12 protein-coding genes are annotated in these 22,414 nt (G+C 70.3%); 2 read left to right on the top strand and 10 right to left on the bottom strand.

All coding sequences use genetic code 11. The features are described from left to right. Position 1 precedes the first annotated feature (1 nt). The 6 genes from folE to dacB all read right to left on the bottom strand — a co-directional run bounded on the left by folE (position 2) and on the right by dacB (position 7,889). Entirely contained in the window at positions 2–625 is a 624-nt protein-coding gene (gene folE, locus ACYVK5_RS09280; protein WP_460704120.1) for a GTP cyclohydrolase I FolE, read from the bottom strand. Continuing rightward, the gene (gene ftsH / locus ACYVK5_RS09275; protein WP_460704118.1) at positions 622–2,637 is read right to left on the bottom strand and encodes an ATP-dependent zinc metalloprotease FtsH; all 2,016 of its coding nucleotides are present in this window, start codon (positions 2,635–2,637) and stop codon (positions 622–624) included. The genes folE and ftsH overlap by 4 nt, the downstream gene beginning before the upstream one ends. Before the next feature lie 343 nt (positions 2,638–2,980). Further along, positions 2,981–3,535 carry a hypoxanthine phosphoribosyltransferase gene (gene hpt / locus ACYVK5_RS09270; RefSeq protein WP_460704751.1) on the bottom strand — a complete coding sequence of 185 codons (555 nt, stop codon included), beginning with the start codon at positions 3,533–3,535 and terminating at the stop codon, positions 2,981–2,983. 32 nt (positions 3,536–3,567) lie between these two features. Further along, positions 3,568–4,983: a tRNA lysidine(34) synthetase gene (locus tag ACYVK5_RS09265; protein WP_460704116.1), complete on the bottom strand. Its 1,416-nt coding sequence runs from the start codon at positions 4,981–4,983 to the stop codon at positions 3,568–3,570. Between the two features lie 259 nt (positions 4,984–5,242). Continuing rightward, positions 5,243–6,325, bottom strand: a complete 1,083-nt coding sequence (locus tag ACYVK5_RS09260) for a zinc-dependent metalloprotease (RefSeq protein WP_460704114.1) — start codon at positions 6,323–6,325, stop codon at positions 5,243–5,245. Positions 6,326–6,482: 157 nt separating this feature from the next. Beyond that, positions 6,483–7,889 carry a D-alanyl-D-alanine carboxypeptidase/D-alanyl-D-alanine endopeptidase gene (dacB, locus tag ACYVK5_RS09255; RefSeq protein ID WP_460704112.1) on the bottom strand — a complete coding sequence of 469 codons (1,407 nt, stop codon included), beginning with the start codon at positions 7,887–7,889 and terminating at the stop codon, positions 6,483–6,485. 246 nt (positions 7,890–8,135) lie between these two features. On the opposite strand from dacB, the gene ACYVK5_RS09250 reads away from it, so the two are divergent. Beyond that, a complete protein-coding gene (locus ACYVK5_RS09250) occupies positions 8,136–8,633 on the top strand; it encodes an inorganic diphosphatase (RefSeq protein ID WP_201850492.1) in 498 nt (165 codons plus the stop codon). A gap of 7 nt (positions 8,634–8,640) precedes the next feature. Here the strand turns inward: ACYVK5_RS09250 and ACYVK5_RS09245 are convergent, their stop codons facing one another. The 4 genes from ACYVK5_RS09245 to ACYVK5_RS09230 all read right to left on the bottom strand — a co-directional run bounded on the left by ACYVK5_RS09245 (position 8,641) and on the right by ACYVK5_RS09230 (position 20,600). Continuing rightward, positions 8,641–10,128, bottom strand: a complete 1,488-nt coding sequence (locus tag ACYVK5_RS09245; RefSeq protein ID WP_460704109.1) for a C40 family peptidase — start codon at positions 10,126–10,128, stop codon at positions 8,641–8,643. A gap of 416 nt (positions 10,129–10,544) precedes the next feature. Continuing rightward, on the bottom strand, positions 10,545–10,883 hold the full coding sequence (locus ACYVK5_RS09240; RefSeq protein ID WP_460704107.1) for a hypothetical protein: 339 nt from the start codon (positions 10,881–10,883) through the stop codon (positions 10,545–10,547). A 10-nt stretch (positions 10,884–10,893) separates the two neighbouring features. Further along, on the bottom strand, positions 10,894–17,316 hold the full coding sequence (locus tag ACYVK5_RS09235; RefSeq protein WP_460704105.1) for a polymorphic toxin type 30 domain-containing protein: 6,423 nt from the start codon (positions 17,314–17,316) through the stop codon (positions 10,894–10,896). Between the two features lie 86 nt (positions 17,317–17,402). Then, entirely contained in the window at positions 17,403–20,600 is a 3,198-nt protein-coding gene (locus ACYVK5_RS09230; protein ID WP_460704103.1) for a LamG-like jellyroll fold domain-containing protein, read from the bottom strand. Between the two features lie 454 nt (positions 20,601–21,054). On the opposite strand from ACYVK5_RS09230, the gene metX reads away from it, so the two are divergent. Continuing rightward, positions 21,055–22,227 carry a homoserine O-acetyltransferase MetX gene (gene metX, locus ACYVK5_RS09225; RefSeq protein WP_460704749.1) on the top strand — a complete coding sequence of 391 codons (1,173 nt, stop codon included), beginning with the start codon at positions 21,055–21,057 and terminating at the stop codon, positions 22,225–22,227. Positions 22,228–22,414 lie beyond the last annotated feature (187 nt).

Raw genomic sequence — 22,414 nt, 5'->3', positions numbered from 1 at the left:
GTCACTTCCCGATGATCAGGCTCATCGCCTCGGCCCGCGTCACGGCGTCGCGCATCTGGCCGCGCACGGCCGACGTGACGGTCCGCGACCCCGGCTTGCGCACGCCTCGCATGGACATGCACAGGTGCTCGCACTCCACGACGACGATCACGCCACGCGGCTTGAGGATCTTCATCAGCGAGTCGGCGATCTGACTGGTCATCCGCTCCTGCACCTGCGGACGGCGGGCGAACACCTCCACCAGCCGGGCCAGCTTGCTCAGCCCGGTGATGGCGCCGTTCTCGTTGGGGATGTACCCCACGTGCGCGACGCCGTGGAACGGCACCAGGTGGTGCTCGCACGTCGAGTAGACCTCGATGTCCTTGACCAGGACCATCTCCTCGTGTCCGAGGTCGAACGTGGTCGTGAGCACGTCCTCCGGCTCCTGGCGCAGGCCCGCGAAGGTCTCCGCGTACGCCCGCGCCACGCGCGCCGGGGTCTCCTTCAGGCCCTCACGGTCCGGGTCCTCGCCCACGGCGATCAGGAGTTCCCGGACGGCGGCCTCGGCACGGTCGGCGTCGTACGGCGGGACCTCCGCCGCGGGCCGCCCGACCGTGGCCGCCGGGGAGATCGGGCCGGAGCTCATCCCGAGACCGCCGGACCGCCGGAGGCCTCGTCCTGGACGACGCCGGCCTCGCCGGCACCGGAGACGCCGTTCTGCGCGACCTTCTCGGGCAAGGAGACCGGGCCACGTGTGTGCACGGCCCGCTGCTCGCTCGAGAGCCAGACGTCACGGGCCTCACGCTTCACGACCGGGGCGAAGACCTCCTGCAGCTCCTTCTGGTTCAGCGTCTCCTTCTCCAGGAGCCGCAGCACGAGGTCGTCGAGCACGTCGCGGTACTCGGAGAGTACCTCCCACGCCTCGTCGTGCGCGGCCTCGATCAGCCGGCGCACCTCCTCGTCGACGATGCCCGCGACGGCCTCCGAGTAGTCACGCTCGTGGCCGTAGTCGCGCCCGAGGAAGGGCTCGCCGTTGCTCGACCCGAGCTTGATCGCGCCCACCCGCTCGCTCATGCCGTACTCGGTGACCATCTTGCGGGCCGTGCCGGTCGCCTTCTCGATGTCGTTCCCGGCGCCCGTCGTGGGGTCGTGGAAGACGATCTCCTCGGCCACCCGGCCGCCCATCGCGTAGGCGAGCTGATCCAGGAGTTCGTTGCGCGTGACGGAGTACTTGTCCTCCGTCGGCATGACCATCGTGTAGCCGAGGGCGCGGCCGCGCGGCAGGATCGTCACCTTGGTCACCGGGTCGGTGTACCGCATGGCGGCCGCGACCAGCGCGTGCCCGCCCTCGTGGTACGCGGTGATCTTCTGCTCCTTGTCGTTCATCACGCGGGTGCGCTTCTGCGGACCGGCGACCACGCGGTCGATGGCCTCGTCCAGGGCGCGGTCGTCGATGAGCTGGGCGCCGCTGCGCGCGGTGAGCAGCGCCGCCTCGTTGAGCACGTTGGCGAGGTCGGCACCGGTGAAGCCTGGGGTCCTGCGGGCCACGGCGATGAGGTCGACCTCGTCGACCATCGGCTTGCCCGCGGCGTGCACCTTCAGGATCGCCTCGCGACCCTTGAGATCCGGGGCCTCGACCGACACCTGCCGGTCGAAGCGGCCCGGGCGCAGCAGCGCCGGGTCCAGGATGTCCGGGCGGTTGGTCGCGGCGATGAGGATGACGTTCGTCTTGACGTCGAAGCCGTCCATCTCGACCAGCATCTGGTTGAGCGTCTGCTCGCGCTCGTCGTGCCCGCCGCCCATGCCCGCGCCGCGGTGGCGGCCGACGGCGTCGATCTCGTCCACGAAGATGATCGCCGGGGAGTTCGTCTTCGCCTGCTCGAACAGGTCGCGCACGCGGGACGCGCCCACGCCGACGAACATCTCGACGAAGTCCGAGCCGGAGATGGAGTAGAACGGCACGCCCGCCTCGCCCGCGACGGCGCGCGCGATGAGGGTCTTACCTGTGCCGGGCGGGCCGTAGAGCAGCACGCCCTTGGGGATCTTCGCACCGACGGCCTGGAACTTGGCGGGCTCCTGCAGGAACTCCTTGATCTCCTGGAGCTCCTCGACGGCCTCGTCCACGCCGGCGACGTCGGCGAACGTCACCTGCGGCATGTCCTTGCTGACCAGCTTCGCCTTGGACTTGCCGAAGCCCATGACGCGGTTGCCACCACCCTGCATCCGGGACAGCAGGAACCAGAACAGCAGGCCGATCACGAGGAACGGGATCAGCACCGAGAACATCGAGCCCCAGAAGCTGGGTTGCGGCACCTCGGAGTTGTAGCCGAGTTCCGGGTCCGCCTCCTTGACCGCGGTGACGATCTCCTCGCCCTGCGGCTCCACGTAGAAGAACTCGACGCTCTTCCCGTGCTCGACGTCCTCCTGCTGCTCGCCCTCCTTGGCCGTGAAGTCCTCGGAGAGCTCGAGCTCGACCCGCTGCTCGCCGTCGACCACGAGCGCCCGGGTGACGGTGTCCCCGTTCAGGAGCTCCAGGCCCTGGGCCGTGGTGATGCGCGAGACCTGCGGTTGCAGCAGGGACGTCAGTGCCAGCGAGAGCACGACGAGGGCCAGGATCACCCAGATGATCGGCCCGCTCAGAAACTTCTTGATGTTCATCGGTGACGGGGTGAGGCCCCGCATCCCTCCGCTGTGTTGGAACCGCGGCTTCCTCGGCGGGCTGCGGGTGCCGGCCTTGTTCTCGACCAGTACCCTTCGCCACGCCGTCGTCGACCGCGAGCAGTGTTGTCGTTCGAAACTACACGGAAACCCTGAGGGTTCCCGCCGCGTTTCGCCGAGAGCGCGACGCGTCGGCCGCCGCTGTGCCAGACTTGGCGGCTTCCTCGGCCGGCGTTCTCCGCCGCGCTGCCGTCAGCCGCCGCTGTGCCGAACTCGGCGGCTTCCTCTCCGGGCTGCGGGCTCCGGCCTCGTTCCTCGGCCGGTGCCCTTCGCCGCGTCGTCGTCAGCCACCGTAGACATGCGGTGCCAGAGTGGCAACGAACGGCAGGTTTCGATAGTTCTCCGCGTAGTCCAGGCCGTAACCCACCACGAACTCGTTGGGGATGTCATAACCCAGGTACTTCACGGCGACGTCGGCCTGCGCCGCGTCCGGCTTGCGCAGCATCGCCGCGATCTCCACCGACGCCGGCCCGCGCGACTTCAGGTTCGACACCAGCCAGGACAGCGTCAGGCCGGAGTCGATGATGTCCTCGACGACAAGGACGTTCCGCCCGCTGAGGTCGGAGTCCAGATCTTTGAGGATGCGCACGACGCCGGACGACTTCGTGCCCGACCCGTAGCTCGACACCGCCATCCAGTCCATCGTGATCGGATGGTGCAGGCGCCGGGACAGGTCGGCCATCACCATGATGGCGCCCTTCAGGACGCCGACGAGGAGCAGGTCCCTGCCCGCGTAGTCCTCGTCGATCTTCGCCGCCATCTCGTCCAGCTTCTTGCCGAGGTCCTCCTCGCTCAGGAGGATCTTCTCGAGGTCGGTGCCGACGTCGGACTGGTCCACTGCTCGCTCCAGGGTTGGTGATCTACGCATGCTCACAGCGCATGCTCACGGCGCAGGAAAAGCCTGCCACACGAGCGCTCCACCCGTGCGCCGCCAGGGAGGTGGGCGGGGCCCTGTCCGCTCCACGCGACGACGAGCGCGTCGAGCGCCTCGATGTGGCGCGCGGTCGTGGGAGCGGCGGTGATCTCGTGCGCCGCGAGCCGCAGGGTCCGACGCCGGACGGCCGCGGGCGCGGACTCGAGCACGGTGACATCGAGCACAACGGCCTCGGCATCGCCGAGTTCGCCCCCGCCCATGCCCCCGGCGCTGTCCCCGATCACGTCGGTGCGCGCGTCTCCGCCTCCTGCATCGGTCTGTGGTCGGGGGATCTCCGGGTGGTCGGGTGAGTGCTTGCCCGACCACCCGGAGATCCCCCGACCACGCGGCTCCTCCGCGTCCCGGACGCGGGCCTCGGCCAGCAGGTCCGCCGCCAGCGCGTCAAGCGCGTCCGCGTCGTCACGGAGCTGGGTCGCGCTGCGGGCCAGAGCCTCGGCGACCCCAGGACCGAGCACGTCCTCCAGGACCGGCATCACGATCCCGCGGACCTGCGACCGCAACGGCGCCACGCCGGCGCTTGCCGCAGGGGCGGCGGGTCCCGCGGGGGCGGCGCCTCCCGCGGGGGCGGCGCCTCCCGCGGGGGCGGCGGGTCCCCCGGGTTCGGCCAGGGCAGCGGGTCTGCCTCCGGGACTGCCTGCTCGTACCTGGCCCGGCACGAGGTTCGTCGGGTCGACCCAGAAGTCCAGGCCCGACGCCGCGCAGACAGCCTCCGTCTCCGTCCGCCGCAGCCCGAGGAACGGGCGCCGGTACCGGCCGCGCTCGGCCGGCATCCCCGCGAGCGACCTCGCCCCGGCGCCGCGCGCGAGCCCGAGAAGCACCTGTTCCGCCTGGTCGTCGAGGGTGTGGCCGAGCAGCACCAGATCCGCCCCGGTCTCGGCCGCGACCTGCTCCAGCACCGCGTACCGAGCCTCTCTGGCAGCGGCCTCGGGCCCAGGGTTCGCCCGCGCGCCCACGTCCGCCCCGCTCCGCTCCGCTCCGGCACCCAGCTCCGCGCCCACGTCCGGCGTCGTCCGCTCCCCGCCGGCGCCCGGCCCGCGCCGCTCCGCACCTGCGTCTGCCCCGCTCCGCTCCGCGCCCATGTCCGGCGTCGTCCGCCGCACTACCACGGGATCCAGCCCGAGACCGCGGCATTGCTCGGCGGCGCGCGCGGCGACGTCGCCGGACTCCTCCTGCAGGCCGTGGTCGACGACGACCGCCCCGGCCCGCACGCCGTGCGGCCGCGCCCGCACCGACCGCCCCACGCGCGGCGCCTCGTGCGCGAGCGCGGCCGCGAGCGCGAGGCTGTCGGCCCCGCCGGAGCACGCCACAAGCACCAGCGAACCGGCCGGCAGCCCGGCGAGTGTCTCTCGCACGGCACCCCGAGCCCGCCTCACGGCCGCATCCACCTGCGCCACGGATCCACCTCCCGCCCACACCCCGCCGAACCGCAGCCGAAGAACGTCCCGACCCGCCGAACCGCAGGGACACGCCCGCAATCCCCTGAATTGCGCGGCGTGTCTTGCGGTTCGCCGGAACGAGAGCGGCGTGTCCTGCGGTTCGGCGGACGCGAGTGGCACACATCTGCGGTTCGGCGGACGACAGCGGGACCAGCGTTGCGGTTCGACATGGTCGTCAGCCGTGGATGCGGCGGACCCAGGCCCGGGGGTCCGAGATCTCGCGCGCGTCGGGGAGGTTCGCCGGGGCGGCCCAGACGGCGTTGAGGCCTTCGCGCCCGACGGTGCGTTCCACGGCCCGCACGAACGCCGCTCCGTCGCGGTACTGGGCCAGTTTCGCGTCCATGCCGAGGAGCCGCCGGAGGACGACGTCGAACGCGGGCTTGCCCTCGCCGTCGCGCCGTCGCTCGAACCGGGCGCGGATCCGCCGCACCGACGGCACCACGGACGGCCCGACGGCGTCCATCATCACGTCCGCGTGCCCTTCGAGCAGGGCCATGACGGCGGTGATGTCGGCGAGCGTGTCCTTCTGGGCGGGGGTGATGAGGCCGTCCACGAGGGAGTCTCCCCGGCCCCGCAGCGCGTCGAGGACGGCCTTGCCGACGACCACGATCTTGCGGTCGATCCGCGCCCTCGCCAGTTCGGCGGAGGTGCGGGTCAGTTCCGTGACGAGGCCCCGGGTGCGGTCGCGCAGGTGGTCCGCGAGCCACGGGGCGGCGGCGAACTGCCAGGCGTGGGTCTGCTCGTGCAGGCACACCCACAGCCGGAAGTCGCGGGCCGGCACGCCCATCGAGGTCTCGGCCTGGAGGACGTTCGGCGCGACGAGCAGGAGGCGGCCGGGTCCCCCACCGGGCATGTACGGGTCGAACTGGCCGAGCACACGTCCGCTGAGCGCCGCGAGCACCGCTCCCACCTCGGCGGCCCCCGCCACCTGGACGACGGGTGCGAGGCCGGGCGGGACGACGTCCTCGATCCCGTCGATCATCGTGGCCATCGACTGCGTGTTCGCCCGCGCCCAGGAGGCGCGGTCCACGACCACGACGGTCGCGGGGGCAGCGTCGGGCGCGATGCGCGTGACCTCCTGCACGTGATCGACGGCGGTGTCGGCGGCCTCGCGCAGACCCCCGACCAGGTCGTGCAGCCGCTGGCGCGGGGCGACCGGGCCGGGCGGGGCGAGTCGGGCCGCGATGCGGGCGGCCGCGTGCCAGTCGACGGCGGGCTGGCCGGCCGTTGTCGACGACGCGTGCGCGATGGGCTTCACCGCTCCACCGTAGGTGATGTGGGATACGGCGATGGACACGGGGAGGGGTCGCGCCCGGTGGGTATGGTCGGTCCGATGCCGAGAGGTCGGCTCCCCGGGGGACCGACTGCTCGACGTCCGGCCGACCGCTCCGGGATCTCCAGGGCGGCGGGCGGTCTCAGGCCGACGCGGAGTAGGCCGCGAGGGAGCCGACGAAGTCGTCGTAGATCGGCACGGCCCCCTCCGCGTAGTCGGGGATCGAGTCCGCGAGCACCACGAACACGAGCTGGCGCTGGTCCGCGGTGACGACGGTGCCCGCGAGCGCGCGGGTCTTGCTCAGGCTTCCCGTCTTGGCCCGCACCAGTCCGCGCGCTGGGTTGTCTCCCGCGAAGCGGTCGTACAGCGTGCCGTTGAGCCCGCCGATCGGCATCCCGACGGCGACGTCGCGGAGCCGGGAGTGCGCGGGATCGATGGTGAGCCCGACGACGTCGGCCAGTTGCTTCGCGCTGAGTCGCGATCCGTCGCCGAGACCTGAGCAGTCCTTGAGGTCGGCCCCGTCCAGGTCGACGCCGAGGTCCTGGACGGTCTCCGTCACCGCCCGCGTCCCGGCCTCGTTGGAACCCGGCTCCCCCGCCTCGACGGCGACGAGGCGGCAGACCACCTCGGTCATCGTGTTGTTGGAGGTGTGCAGGAAGAACTCGGTGATCTCGGCCACGGGTGCGGATCGCACCTCGCCGATCTTCTCGGCTCCCTCGGGCGCCGTCCCCCGGGCGACGTTCGTGACCTCGATCCCCCGCTCGCGCAGGCGCCCGGCGAAGACCTCACCGGCGCGCTTCGCCGGGTCCGCGACCCAGGGGCCGCTGGAGCTGTAGGTGTCGCCCTCGAGGCCGATGTTCACGCCCAGCGGCGCGGCCTGTCCGATGTACGCCATGTTGGCGTTCGGCACGGCCGGCGCGATGGCGGGCCCGCTGAACAGGGTGTCGTCGATCGCGAGCCGGACCCTCTGCGTCCCGCCGGCCTCGAGCGCGCCGGCCACCTGGTCGGCCAGGTCGGCGAGCCCGGCGTGCCCGTTCACCTCGTTCGGCTTGCCCTTCCCCGGCGCCAGCATCATGTCGCCGCCGCCTACGAGCGTGACGATGTCCTCGCTGCGGACGACGGTCGTGGCGAGGGTCCGGTCCGCCAGGGGCGAGGACAGCGCCGCGACACCGGTAAGGATCTTCTGCGCCGAGGCCGGGGTCATGAGCCGGTCCGCGTCGGCGGCGCCGAGCGTCTCGCCGCTGATGGCGTCCGTGACGACGACGCCGACGCGCGAGCCGAGCCGTTCGTTCCCGACGAGGTCCGCGACCCGGCTCTCGATGGCCGCCGCGTCCGGCACGGGCGCCGACTGCGGCAGCACGGGAAAGACGGTCTCGGGGGGCGGCGCCTCGACGGCGCCCGGCGCGGTGGGGAACGGTGCGGCCTCGGGCCAGGGTTCTGCGGTGGTCAGCATTCCGGGCACGACGTCGAACGCGTCGAACGCGAGATATCCCCCGAGCAGCCCCAGGAGCACCACGACCACGGTGCCTGGCCGCGCTGACCTGGTCATCGACTTCCCCTCATCGTCATGCTGAACCCACAGCCAAGCCTAGGGGAAGCAAAGCCCGCATCGGGCCGGCATGCCCCGCCCGCATTATGCCGACTCCGGCGAGTGGGACTCGCCACATGTTCGCCACTCGGACCGGTCGGAACACCTCACCATGGCAGACTGGACGCGCGCGGCGTCGCCGCCGTCAGCCAGACGCACCGGGGCGCCATCGCCTGGGGCGACCCATCCGAAGAAGGAGCACGAGGCGTGGAGTTCGACGTCACGATCGAGATCCCCAAGGGCCAGCGGAACAAGTACGAGGTGGATCACGAGACCGGACGTATCCGCCTCGACCGCATGCTCTTCACCTCCACACGCTACCCGGACGACTACGGCTTCATCGAGGGGACGCTCGGTGAGGACGGCGACCCTCTGGACGCCATGGTGCTCCTGGAGGAGCCCACCTTCCCCGGATGCCTGATCAAGTGCCGGGCGCTGGGCATGTTCCGCATGCGCGACGAGGCCGGCGGCGACGACAAGGTCCTGTGCGTGCCGACAGGCGATCAGCGTGCCGCCTGGCGCCAGGACATCGACGACGTCTCGGACTTCCACCGCCTCGAGATCCAGCACTTCTTCGAGGTCTACAAGGACCTGGAGCCGGGCAAGTCCGTCGAGGGTGCCCACTGGACGGGCCGCGCCGAGGCCGAGGCCGAGATCGAGCGCTCGTTCCAGCGCGCCAAGGAGACGGGCTACTACAAGCACTGACGGGAGCTCACGGGCGGCCCGCGTAGGGCATCGCTCCCGAGAGCCGCAGGTCGGTCTCCCGCAGGGACACCCCTGGCATGACCGCCTCGATCATGCGCCCGTTCCCCGTGTACATCGCCACGTGGTAGATGCTTTGCGGGTCGGACAGGTCCGACCCGTAGAAGATCAGGTCCCCGGGCCGCAACTCGCCGTAGCCGATGTGGCTGACGGCGAGGTACTGGGAGCGCGACGTCCGGGTGATCCAGTGGCCCGCGTACCTCCACGCCTCGGACGTGAGGCCGGAGCAGTCGTACGACGCCGGCCCCTCGGCGCCCAGCAGGTACGGCGAGCCGATCTTGGTACGCGCCCAGGCCACCGCCGCCTGGCCCTGCGCCGAGGCGCTGGACCAGGAACCGGACGGGTCCGGCGCGGGCGGCTCGGGTACGGGCTCCGGCGCAGGTTCCGGGGCCGGCGGGGGCTCGGGAGCGGGTGCGAGGCCCGAGCCGGGGTCGTCAGCGGGCGCCGACGTGTCCGCCGGTTTGTCGCCGGTGTCCCCATCCCCGCTGCCGGCCCCGTCCCCGCCGCTCGCCGGGACGTCCCCCATGCCCGCCCCGGCTTCCTGCTGCCCCGCCCCGAGTGCCGCCCGCGCCTCGGCCTCGCGCTCGGCCCGTGCTGCCGCGGCCCGCGCATCCTCACGTTCGCGCTCGATCCGGATGCTCGTGTTCCGCAGTTCCGCGAGGCGTTCGATGAGCAGCGCCCGGTCCCGTTCGGCGGCCTCGGTACGCGCCGCCAGCTCCGCGACGGCCCGCTGCGCGGCGTCGTACGCGGCCTCCGCTTCGGCCTTGGCGTCCGCACGTTCCTCACGGGCCGCCGACCACCGCGCGTCCGCCGCCTCCGAGGCGGCCCTGGCTCGGGAGTGCTCCGTGAGCGCGGCCGCCAGCTTGCGGCGGACCGCGCGCTCCGCGGCTTCCTGCCCGATCAGGTCGTCGATGTCCTCGGCCTCGAGCACGACCTCGAGCGGACCCAGCGCGTCGGCCCCGCCGGAACGCTGCGCGGCCCGGTAGACGGCGGCAAGCGCGGCGCGCGCCTTCGCCTCCGCGTTCCCGGCACGGTCCGCCTCCTCGCGAGCCTCCCGGACCTCGGCCTCGGCGGCGTCCAGGGCGGCGACGGCGTCCTCATGATCAGCGGCCGCCATCTGGACGCCGATCTGCGCGTCCTCCAGGTCCTGACGCAGGCCGGCCAGCGCGGCCTCGGCCTGCGCGACGTCGAGTTCCCCGGCACGTACGGCGTCGCGCGCCTCGGTGGCCTCCTGCGCCGTCGGGCCGCTCGGCGGTTCGGCGTCGTCGGCCGTGGCGACCGGGCCCCACGGGTAGACGAGTGCGATCACCAGAACGAGCACCGCGAAGACACGCCAGCCCAGGTGCCCGGCCCGCCCCCAGCCGGCTCCTCCACGGGCCGGCCAGCCCAGTCCGTCCCGGATCGCTCCGGGTTTCGTGCCCATCGTCTCCGAGGCCATGCTCAACCCCCTGCTCAGGTCACACAGCACATGCCGCCCGACCACTGCGCATGTCTTGTGTACGACGGCGTGTCGCCTTGCACGCAACCCTTACGTCCATCAGGCTCACCCGACTTCTCGGATCTCGCACGCCGAAAGCGGTCTCGTCCGATCTCTGTGGACAGGGAGGGACAACGTCTCTGCCGCGCGGTCACCTACGGCGAGGACAACCTGAAGCCCCGCCCACTCACATAGAGCAGGCGGACCCTCGGGTTGCTTGTCGATCGCACGTCACGCGTGGGTGTTGGCCCGCCTACAGCGGTGCCCTCCACCTGCGCGACTCAAAGCAAATTGGGCCGCCAGCAGCATGAAGGCCGACGTGAGGAACACGGCCAGGAGTGCTCGGACCCGACTCGCGATCCCCTTCCTTTCGCTACTCACGCACCCGCGCCCCCGGCCTGCTCGCGCAGGAACTCGATGTACTCGCCTGCCCACATCTGCGACCACTCGCGGCTAGCAGAGACCCGGGCAAGCACGTCGCCAGGCACCAGGTTCCGCTCCGCAAGTTCGGCGAGAGCGTGCAGTTCGCCCTCCAACGCCTCGTCCGAGTCCTCGATCAGGATCGCGACTTCAAGAAGCCTGCTGAGCACGCCACCTGCCCCTGCATCGATAGCGTCCGGCCAGTCGACGATGCTGTCGGCGGCCAGCCCTCGGCTCCGCCCGTCATCAGCAGCGAGCTTCCCGATGATGGTCCTGATCTCCTGAGTGTTCGTCACCATAAGAGCATCACCACGGCAGCGGAACGTGGCTCGGCCAGGGGATGTGTGTCGCATTAGCAGCCGCAGGGTCGTAGTGCGGACTTTTCGCGTTATGTACGTTTTTCGGATACAGGTTCCCGCGCGCGTCCATGTACCGAGCGCCAATCTGAACACGATAGGTCACGCCCGAGGCGGCGTTGGAACCGGTCGGCGCCGTGCCGTCGGCGTCGTGCACTCGTACGCGAACCGTCGTCCCTCCCGCGTTCTTGAACTTGAACTCGACCCCGTTCTGCGAGCCGGCCCCCGGGTGCGGCTTCAGCGTCCGTACGGACGCCCCTGACGGGATGCTCGCGATCGGACTGCCCGGCGCGTTGCGGGCCGCAAAGATCGGGTCGTACTTGACGAGGGCGCTGCCCGCGCTTGTGGATTGACTTGATCTTACTGCAGTCGTGCCACGGGTGGCGGCTCCCCCCGGGCTCATGGCCAAGATCATCATATTGGCCATTTCCCACGCAGCACAGGCGTTGGGGTCTCCTCCTTCAGTGCATTCTTTCGGGGGCTCAAAGCCGAAATCTTCCAAAATGGTCGGTGGTGTCGCTGCCCACTCAGCAAACCACTTCTGCAGCTGTGTGGGTTCACCCCACGTCACTGGACATGATTGCGCTTCGAGGAGTGAAACGTCACGTCCGCATTCAGAAGACCCGGTGTCATCTGTGACTGTTTCAACCCCAAGACTGGGTTTGGAAGTTCCGCCCCCATCAGAGCCGCCGCCGGGACTACGGCCGCCAGACCCAGGTCCGTGGGTGTGTTCTACCGCGGCCCTGATCTCGTCTTGGGTGTCACCGTGGAGGGTGTCCGAAGCGAACTCGCGCAGTCCTGCGGGGTCGGAGTAGGTGGTGGGGTTGCTGTGTGAGTAGGCGTACCCGTGCCACTGCTGCGGGTCGGTCAGGTCCAGGATCGGATCGACCGTGATGAATCTGCCCAGTTGCGGGTCGTAGTAGCGCGCGCCCAGCAAGGTCAGCCCAGTGCTGTCGCGGAACTCGCCCAGGAAGCCTCCCCGCGGGCCTGGAGCCCACGAGCCGCCGCGCAGGTTGCCGTAGGGATCGGTGTAGGTGCGTTCCACCGCGTCCGTCGCGGGGTTCGTGTTCGGAACACGCGCCACGACGGTGCCATGGTGGTCGTTCACCATCGACATGACGCCACCCAGGCCCGCACCATCACGCATCGCGACGGTCTGCCCGGCGAACTGGTAGTAGCGAGTCGTCTGGATCACGCCGGTGGTCTTCTTCAGGAAGACCTCGCTGCCGCCTGGCAGGGTGACATAGACGTTGTCGTTCAGGAACCGCACCAGCCGGGTGCCGTCCGCGTCATACACGTAGCCACGCTCGGCGCTACCGGTCGTCACGTCCGCCAGCTCGGACTCGGCGTCCCAGCCCAGCGCATCGGCCTCAGAACCGTCCGCGTGCTGCCGCACCGTCATCCGGCCCGCGTCGTCGTAGGCGTACTCCGCGCCCACCGTGGTCTCGCTGCCGTCGGTCGCGCGTGTGGTGACGTCGATCCCGGTCACCGCATGCGGGCCCGCTCCGTCGACCCCCAGGCCCTGCCCGTGCTCATAGGCCGTGATCGTGGCCACGCCGTCCGGAGCGTGCTCGAGCTGACGGGTGCGGTTGCCGACCTGGTCGAACTCCCACTCGGTCCAGTACGGAGCCGCGCCGCCCATCGCACCCGTGAACGCGTCCTGGGAGCAGTCACCGTTGCCCGGAGTCCACGCCTGGGTCAGTCTGTTGAGGATGTCGTAGGAGTAGCACTGCGTGTCGTGCTGGGCTGCCATGTGTGCCGCATCAGGCCGGTCTGCCTGGGAGAGCACGTTCCCGGCCTCGTCGTACGTGTACGACAGGTCCAGCTCGGAGCCGATGACGTCCTCGCGGTACAGGCCAATGTTCGCCAGCCGTCGCGTACCGGCGTCGTACTGGTACGTCGCCGTCGCACCGTACGTGTTCCCCAGGTCGAGCTTGGCCATCTCGCCGAACGCGGTGAACCGCGTGTTGGCCACGTAGACGCCCCAGCCGAAGCCGCCGCCCATCCAGGCGGGCATCGACGCGGAGTCGTAGTACGTCGTGATCGTCTCCGGACCCAGGTTTCCCACGGCCGGATGCGTCACTTGGGAGACCTGACCGTCGGCCATGTACTGCGTGCCCGACGTGTAGGACTGGCCCGCCAGCGCACCGAGCTCGGTCGCCTGCGGGAGGGTCAGCGTCGTCGACGTCGGCCGGTATGCCTCGTCGACCTCGTCCACGCTGGTGACGTACTGGCCGGTACTGTCGTGGCGGGTCGAGGCCGTGGTCACGCCCTTGACCAGATCCCCCGCGTAGGGGCCGGTCACATACTGGTCATACGTCCACGACGCGCGGACAGCACCGGTCGGGCTGCCGTCACGCAGCGAGGTCTGACGACCCAGCGCGTCATACGTGTACCCAAGCGCCTCACCAGCACCATTGGTGACCGAGACCACCTGGCCTGCGGCGTCGTAGGTGGTCGTCGACGTTCCCGCGTCCGGGTCGGTGGCGCTGATCTCCTGGCCGGCCCAGTCGTACTCGTAGGACCAGTCGTTGCCCGCAGGGTCCGTCATTCCGGCCAGACGCCCCGCGTGGTCGTAGGAGTAGGTCGTGTCCTGGTAGGTCGATGCCGCCAGCGAACGCGTGTCGAACGAGCCGGACGTGATGTCCGGCCTGTTCAGGTGCTGCCACTGGTGAGTCGTGCGCCCCCGGCCGTCGACAACCGCGGTGGTCGGAGTGCCACCCTTCGGCGGAAGAACCGTCGTGTAGGCGCCGTCGTAGCGGGTGACGGTCCGCCATTCCTCGTGCTCCGGGTTCGACGTCGTCCCCGTCCAGAACACCTCGGCCACGGGACGGGACGCGCCGTCGTACTCGGTGGTCGCGTAGGCGAGAACGTCGCCGTTGCCGAGGACGGGCTCGTCGAGCGGAGTTGCGGAGACCACGCCGTCTGCTCGGTGCCACGGCCCCATCACCTTGCTCGCGCGCCCCGCGCTGTCGTACAAGGTGTGGGTGATCACCCGGCCACGCTCGTCCGGCGTCCACCCGTCGCCGTCACCCGCGTCCGCCGCCTCGGCCTGCGTCTGCACCTGGCGGGCAAGACCGTCGTACAGCTCCGACGAGAAATGCCGTGTCGAACCGTCCGCACCCAGAGTGCTCGTTACGACGGCGTTGCGTCCGTTGCCGACGGTCTGTCCGTCGCGGGTGGTCGTGCCGATCGTGTACTCGTAGGTGATCGACGGCGACCCGAGGTCGGCATGCTGCGGATAGGTCACGTCCAGCACTCGTCCGAGGTCATCGTGCGAGCCCTGGGTCACCTTGCCGTTCGCGTCCACCGTGCGGCTCACCACGCCGGTTCCCGGCGCGACGTCGACCGAGGTCACGTGCGCCGAGAGGGCGCCGGCGCCGTCCGGATCCGGGCTGGTCTTGACCACACGGGTCGGCCGGCCGGCGGCGTCCTCGGTGTACACGGTGCTCGTGGACCGCCCGAGCGCGTCCGTCACCTCCACCTGGCGGCCGCGGGTGTCATAGGCGACCGTTCCGGTCACCTCGTAGCCCACACCGTCATCCGGGTCGATGCGCTCGGTCTTGGTGACCAGGCCCTTGTCCGGGGAAGCTGTCAGGCTGGTGTGCTCGTCGTAGTAGACGCGGGTGTCGGAGATGACGTCCGCGGGGCGCGAGGGGGTCGCGTCGCAGCCGACCGAGACCGTCTCCGTCCGGTACGCCGTGGACATCAGGTGCTTGCCCGGATTGCGAGCGAACGAGATCCGGGTACAGCGGTCGTCGGCCGAGGTGGTGACGTCTCCCTGGTCGTCGGTCCGCTCTACCTGGCCGTAGTCGTCGAGGTACGTCTTCGAACGAGTGTGGTGCTCCAGCGCGCCCGCAGCGGTGAACGTGAACGAGTCCGTCGTCGTCGACGTGGTCCGCCGGGCGGTCGTGCCGTCCTCGGCGGTCGCGGTGGCCGCAGAGCGCGCCGGTACCGTCACCTGTGTCGAGACCGGAGTGCTGCCGTCATACACCGTGGTGGCGAAGGCACGCCCCGCGAAGTGCTCGCGGTCCGTCGCCGTGATCTGCTCGCCGGCCGGAAGCGACGACGCCGTCAGCGTCTTGCCGTTCACGCCCTGGTAGTACTTCGTGACGGTCTTCGTGCGCGGCCCGTCGGTCCCGTCGCCGGTCCGCGTCGTCGAGGTGGCGAACCCGCGGTACTCGCTGTACGTGGCCTCGTCCGGGTCCACGAGCGGGCCGGTCGGCTTGACCCACACCGGACCCGCGCTGTCGTACTGGTAGGCGGACTCGACGGAGCTGACGCCGGCCGGTCCCTGGCCGTTGTCGTTGATCGACTCGACGACGTACTTGTGGAACCAGTCGATGCGCTCCACCGGTTCCCACTGGGCGTACTCGTCGTTGTGCCACTTCACCGGGAAGCAGCGCCGCCGGTTGCCCTCACCCTCACGCTCGGCCTGCGTGGCCGCCTCGCCCGGGATGTTCGACGGCGTGCAGGTCGCCGGGGCGTAGCTGATCGACGTGACCGAACCGAGCTCGGAACGGACCGCCGTCATGCGCGGCCGGAACATCTCCGGTGCGCCGTCACCGATCGAGTCGACCCGGTTCGCCAGCATCGTGTACGCGAATTCCGTCCACGGAAGCCGGACGTCGTCGCTGCCGTCTCCGTCGGCGCCCATTCCGGTGCGCCGGATACCGGCCAACCACAGAATCTTGCCCGCGCCCAGCTCGCCGAGGGAGCCGTCGTGCGGATCGATCCACTCGTGGCGGAAGTCGTACTCGTCGACCGTCAGGTACGAACCGGAAGTGGTACGTGTCTGCGTGCGGATCTGGAAGATCCGCTGGGTGCTGAAGAAGACCGGGGCCTGGACGTCCAGGCACGAACTCGTGTCATCGCACTCCAGGTGGGATGGGACGTCCGGCCAACGGTCCGGATTGGCCGCGCGGTCCGCTGGGTCGCACAGGGTCGAGCCTTCGAGGCACCGTCCGGCGCGGTCGAACATGACGCGTGCCGGCGGCGCGGACTCGTCGCCCAGCTGGGTCCCGTACTCGATCTTCGCCAGGTGACCGCCGCGCACGTAGGTCGTCGTCGCGCTGTTCTCGTTGTACCCGTACCGTCCCCACTCCCGGGCGTACGTGTAGGTCATGGTGCCGCCGGTCGGCGCGATCACGCGGTCGAGGTTCCAGCGCCAGACCTGGTTGCAGCGAGACGCAGCGAAGTCACCGGCCACGTAGCACTGCTCGCCCGGGTGGTTGCCGTAGACGGGGACCACCCAGCCGGAGTAGAGGTTCTTGCCGTCTTCCGGGCGCACCGTCTGACCGAAGACGTACTGCGTACCGTCGGTCGTGGTGACCTTCCAGTACTCGCCCTCCGCGACCTTGGTCCCCGAGCCGTCGCGCTTCTGGTCACCGTTGTCGGCGCCGGTGAGGTGCTGGATGCGGGTGCCGTCGTCGTTCTTCGGGCGCCAGGCACCGCTCGCCTCGTCCTTGACGAGCTCGGTCGAGGCACCGTTCAGCATCATGATCGCGTTGTCGGTGTCCATGCACAGGTCACCGGTGGGGTGGTCCGCGTTGTTCGGCTCGGCGCCGTCCACCGGATCGGTGTCCTGGGAACATGGCGTGAACCGTCGTTCGACGTATCCCTGGGTGATGTCCCAGCCCTCACCGATGCCCGAGGTCTGGTTGTTCTCGCCGGCCACGCGCCCGTCAGCACCGGCCGAGGAGTACCCGAGCGACACCTGCGGCATCGGGCCCGACGCCACCGGCGGCAGGCCGATCGGGTAGGACCACGAGAACGCGCCCGTGCTCCCGCCGGCGGACCACTTCGACGTCCGAGAGAAGGGGGTCGCCGTCCAGGAGCCGGCCTCACCCGCGACCGCACCGGCCTCGGTGGCCGTCGCGGTCGTGGCCGCTGTCGTCGCAGCCGCTGTCGTCGCAGTGGCCGCTGTCGTCGTCGCAGCCGTCCCAGTCGTCGTGACTGCCGACGTCGCGCTCTTCGTCGCGTCCGTCGTCCCGGTCATCGCGGCCTTCGCCGCGGTCGGCATCCCGGCAGTCGCCGCCGTCGGCGCCTCCGTCTTCGCGCCCGACACCCCGGCCGCGCCATCGTTCGACGTGCCCTCGGCCGTCGCGGCCTCGACCTCCGGTACCCCCTTCGACGTGAGCGGCTCGACCGCCGGTTCCGGCAGGTCGTCGCTCGCCAGGGTGTCCGGCAGCTCGACCTGTGCCTCGTCCCAGTTCTCGTCCCGGGTCTCGACCACCGTGGCGATGGCCGTGCGCACGATCTGCGCGGTCACCGGACCGGCAGCAGCCGGGTCGGTCGCGACGAGCACGGAGACCAAGGCCGCGACGACCACGGTTCCGTGCCGCCGCCAGGCGAACGATCTGCCTCTGTTCACGTTCTGCCGCACCCTCGTCCTACCGCCCTCGTTCGTTCTGCTCGTCCTCATGGCCCCGGAACCCTTCCCCGGGTCTCCGATGCCCCTCACTGGACTGCCTCGGTCGGGTCGATCGCGCTGACGCCGTTCGTGAAGTCCGTCGCCTCGGCCCCCTGGCACAGCCGGCGGATCTTCGGTTCGCTGACCACTTCGCCCTCGAAGATGCGCAGGTTGTCGATGTTCCCGGACCACCAGTCGGTCTCGTTGTTCGCGATCTGTCCTCGGCCGACCAGAAGTCGGCCGGGTGCCATCTGCGTGGCGGGGGCGACGAAGTCGCGTTCGAACATCCGCGGCTCGGCGCGGGCGGGCTTGCTCGGCGTCCCGGCCTCACACACCCACAGCCGCAGCTTGTCCTCACCGGCGTCGTGCTCCGCCAGCAGATGGACCCACTCCCCGGTCACCACCGGCTTGTCCGACTTCACGTACGCGGGAGAATTCGCGTACTCGGACGTGTTGATCGCGAACGACCAGCACCCTGCGCCTGTCGACGCCGCGCATCCGGTCTTGCTGTAGCCGAGCCGGACGCCGTTGGAGTGCACACCCTCCTGGGCGATCGCCGTGTCCCACGAGTCCAGTCCGTCCAGCAGCACATGGACACTGATCACGAAGCTCTCCCGGGTATCCAGGATCGGCCCCTCGCTCACCGCCGCATCGTTCGTCCCGTCGAAGGACAGAGAGCGGTCGTCGGACCGAGCACCGAACTCGAAGTGCGGCCCGTCCGCGCGAGTCGCGCCCGAGATCGTCAGGTCACCCGCATCCTGGCCCGCCGAATCGCCCGCCACCGAGCCCGAGGTCTCGTCGAAGGTCCATATGCCGTCCTCGCGGGCCTCGGCGACCTGGAACTGGTACACCCTCGCCGTTGTGGTCCGGTTGCCCGCCTTGTCCTTGGCGCGGACGTACAGCGTCACGGGCCCAGCAACCTGGGGCGTGTACGGGGGGAGAACCACCGTTCCGTCCGAGCCAGGCGTCACGGTGTTCGGCGTCGTCGCCTGGTCGAAGCCGTACTCGATCACGTCGACGTCACTCGTGTCGCTCGAATCGACCCGGAACTTGCCGGTCAGGCCGACGCCGCCGGCGAGCGTGCCTTCCTCGTACACGGCCTCGATCCCGCTACCACTCCCGGTCGGAATCACGGGAGACACCCTCGGTGCGGGCGGCTTGGTCACATCGACCTTGAAGTAGCAGCGCGGCGAGGAGGAGTACGACGTCGACCGGGAACCGTCGTAGGTACGCGCCCGCCACGAGTAGGTCCCGGTACCCAGTTCACCGCTCGGCACCGTCACCTCGGCCCGCGTTCCCGAGGACACGGACTTCCACTCGTACTTCCACACCTGGCTGCCGGAACCGTTCAGCACCTGGAAGCCGGCCTTGACCGTGCCGCCGTCCGGGTCGCTGACCTTGGCGGAGAGCAGCGGCGTTGCATCACTGATGTACGGCGCCGAGCCGGCCGACGTCACGCAGTCCACCCTGTCGGTGTCCGCGTACAGGTCCATGTACGTCTTCGCCGGAACGTTCGGCGTCCGGTTGTAGGTGATGACCAGGGTCGCGGTCTTCGTGGCTCGCTTCCAGGAGACCACGTCGCTGTTGGACTCCGCCGCGGACGATGCCCGCAGACCCAGGGTGATCCGGCTACCGCCCTGACCGGCGAGCCAGGTGGCGGCGTCCTTCACGCCGAACTCGACCCATCGCTGATGGGTGCCCTGCGGGCAGGCGGCCTTGTGCGCGACGGACTTACCCGCAACCTTCCACCGCCACTTGCCCGACGACGGGCCGAAGTTGTCCCAGTCGGTCGACGAGCCGATCGCGTCGGTGCGCCAGATCTCGACCACACGCGTCGTGCAGCTGTACGAGTGATTGCCGTAGTACTTGAACGTCGCCTTGGTGATGTCCCCCGAGGCGAGGTCCCCGATCTCTCCCAGGTTCTTCCACTGGTACGCCGACCGGGTCTTGTTCGTCGTCGAGCACCCGATCTTCGATGTGCACACGCCGATCTTCAGGTTCTCGGTCGCCGTGTCGTTAAAGTGCGTCGTGGACGGATAGGCCGACTGGATGAACGCGCGGTCCTGATAGCTCCCGCCCGCTGTGGGGTCCAGGTGCAGCGGGAACACGGCATCGGCCAACAGGCTCGGGTCAGGTGTCAGGCGCAGCCCGCCCTCGACCACCTCCAGCTTCAGCGGTGCCACGGCGTCACCGTCCACAGGCGCCGACAGCCGGTCATTGACCGGCCGCTGGACGTCGGCGGCCACCAGATCACCCGACGCCTCGTCCGTGGACTCCGGACCGAGGACGTCGGTCTCCACCTCAGCCAGCACCTCTGCCGCGTCATCGACCAGCTCTTGCGGCACGTTCTCGCCGATCACGAGATCGGATCGGGCACGCACCAGACGCTCGACGGCGGCCTCGTTCTCGGCCGACAGCTCGACCTCATCGCTCCCACTCACCGCCGCCGCCTGGCTCACGAGATCGTGGTCGCCCGCACTGTCCCACGCCTGGGGCTGCGGCGCGGAGAACACGACGTCGCCGCTCGTGATCTCCACGGCCTCGAACCCGCCGTCGTCGGCCTCCTCCAGTCCGAGGCCGTCGGTGACCTCCACCGGGAAGGTGAGGTTCGCCAACGCCGGATGGTCCAGCGCTTCCTCCGTCGCGACGCGCAGTACCTCGCTGAACGCCGATCCGTCGTCGTTGACGGTGACGATCAGGTCGACGCCGGGGACGACGGCCTCGTACGTCAGGCGATCGTCATCGATCCGCGGCTCCGGCAGGTCACCGAACGGCGTGTCATAGACCAGCTCGTGCCCGTCCTTCTCCAGGATCGCCAGCGGCTCGCCCGCGGACCCGTCGCTGAACGACATCAACACGGACGGCGCAGCCGGCTCGATCCGCCCGGAGCCAGGCTCGCTCTCGTCGAACGCCGGGGCCACGGGCCGCCAGCCGCCCTCAGGGTCGGGAGCGCGCACTGCGGTGATGTGGGAGGAGAGCTCGGTCTCACCCGACGGCAGGATGCGCTTGGTCGTCCAAGGGTCGAGCGCCTCACCGACGACCACGGGCGCGTCGCACCGGACCGCCTCGGCGCGGGCCGCGTCCTCCGTGGACAGTTCGTCGTGGCAATCGGTCGGCGCGGATTCGTCGGCCGACAGAGCGGAAAGGATCGCTTCACTGCCCCAGGCGACGGGCACGACGACCGCCAGGGCCACCACACCGGCGATCACACCACGAGCACCGAACGGAACGGAGCGAAACCTCACGCAGACCTCACCTTGGCTACACGCAGCACACTCTGTGAAGCGCGACTGTGGAAGCTACCAACTGAAATCGCACCTATCTGATGAAATACCTGCAACACCAAGACTTTCACTTGATTCCGTTATTCAATCTTTACCCCTTTTCACCCTCGAGCCCGGTTCTGAACGGGTGCCCCTGCCGATCAGATCGGTCTCGCAGCCGGATACGTCTCGCATCGTGGTCTCACGATGCGGCCACCGCTTCCTCGCGGCGGTGACGGCGCGCTACCGTGCGCGGCATGACTCGTCGAATGTGCCGCTGACTCCAGCGCACCCCCTGACGCTCGCGGGCGTGCGCGCCCACGCATCCCACCCCGCACGAGAGTCGCAGGAGAGTCCCTTGACGATCGAGGCCCACCACGTCCCCGCCGTCCCCGGCCCCGAGATCGACGTGCCGTTCCCGCCGTACGCGACCGGTCTGAGCGCGCCCGCGGCCCCACCGCGCGAGCCCGGTCAGGCACCGGTCCCGGCGAGCGGCGCCTGGCGCGAGGGCGACGAGCCCGGCCGGCGGCAGTTCGCCGACCTCGGAGCCTTCGACCTGGAGGCCGGCGGGCGGCTGCCCGCGGTGCGGGCCGCCTACGAGACCTGGGGCGAACCTTCCCCGGACCGCTCCAACGCCGTTCTCGTGCTGCACGCCCTCACGGGCGACAGCCACGTGACGGGCGACGCCGGGCCGGGGCATGTCACCGCGGGGTGGTGGCAGGACATCATCGGCCCGGGCCGCCCCATCGACACCGACCGGTACTTCGTCGTCGCGCCGAACGCCCTCGGCGGCTGCCAGGGTACGACCGGCCCCGCGTCGACGGCGCCCGACGGCCAGCCCTGGGGCGGGCGCTTCCCCTTCGTCACCACGCGCGACCAGGTAGCGGTCGAGGTGGCGCTGGCCCGGCAGCTCGGCATCGACGGCTGGGAGCTGGTGGTCGGTGGTTCGATGGGCGGCCTGCGCGCGCTCGAGTGGGCGATCCAGGGCCCGGAGGCCGGGATCGAGGTGCGGAACGTCGCCGCGATCGCGACGACGGCGCAGGTGGGTGGCGACCAGATCGCCTGGTCGCATCCGCAGCTCGCGGCGATCCGCGCGGACGCGGGCTTCCGCGACGGCGACTACTACGACGCCCCCGACGACGCCGGCCCGCACCGCGGCCTGGCCATCGCCCGGCAGATCGCGCACGCGACCTACCGCACCTCGTCGGAACTCGACACCCGGTTCGGCCGTCTGCCGCAGGGCGGCGAGAACCCGTTCGACGGCGGCCGGTTCGCCGTGCAGTCCTATCTGGACCACCACGGGGACAAGCTCGCGCGGCGCTTCGACGCGAACTCGTACGTGGTGCTGACGGAGTCGATGAACTCCCACGACCTGGGCCGGGACCGGGGTGGCGTGGAGCTGGCCTTGTCCGGGATCACCGCACGGACGCTGGTGGTCGCGGTGGACTCGGACCGGCTGTTCCCGCCCGAGCAGTCGGCCCGCCTCGTGCGTGGCATCCGGCACGCCGATCCCCTGCGGATCATCACCAGCGACTACGGCCACGACGGCTTCCTCGTCGAAGGCGACCAGCTTGCCCCGATCGTCGCGGAGTTCCTCGCCGGGCGGTAGCGGGGCAGCGGCAGGAACCGGGCTGCGGTCTCGACCGAACACGGGCGCGGCCGGAAATGCGCGGTGACCGGACCGCGGGGCATGGCCGAGCGCCAGGCGGCGCACCCGTGCGACCTCCGGCTCCGCCGGGTGTGAGTCATGGACGTGTCGGTCCGAGCTTTCCGCAGGTCACGGTCTAGGTTGATTG

This window comes from Myceligenerans halotolerans, assembly GCF_054782975.1.
Note: the sequence above shows the minus strand (reverse complement) of the source record. Positions and strands in the feature narration are given on the sequence as shown.

What these genes read in the sequence shown, in the direction of transcription:
- folE (WP_460704120.1), bottom strand. Translation starts at nt 625, where the DNA reads ATGAGCTCCGGCCCGATCTCCCCGGCGGCCACGGTCGGGCGGCCCGCG.
- dacB (WP_460704112.1), bottom strand. Translation starts at nt 7,889, where the DNA reads ATGACCAGGTCAGCGCGGCCAGGCACCGTGGTCGTGGTGCTCCTGGGG.
- ftsH (WP_460704118.1), bottom strand. Translation starts at nt 2,637, where the DNA reads ATGAACATCAAGAAGTTTCTGAGCGGGCCGATCATCTGGGTGATCCTG.
- ACYVK5_RS09245 (WP_460704109.1), bottom strand. Translation starts at nt 10,128, where the DNA reads ATGGCCTCGGAGACGATGGGCACGAAACCCGGAGCGATCCGGGACGGA.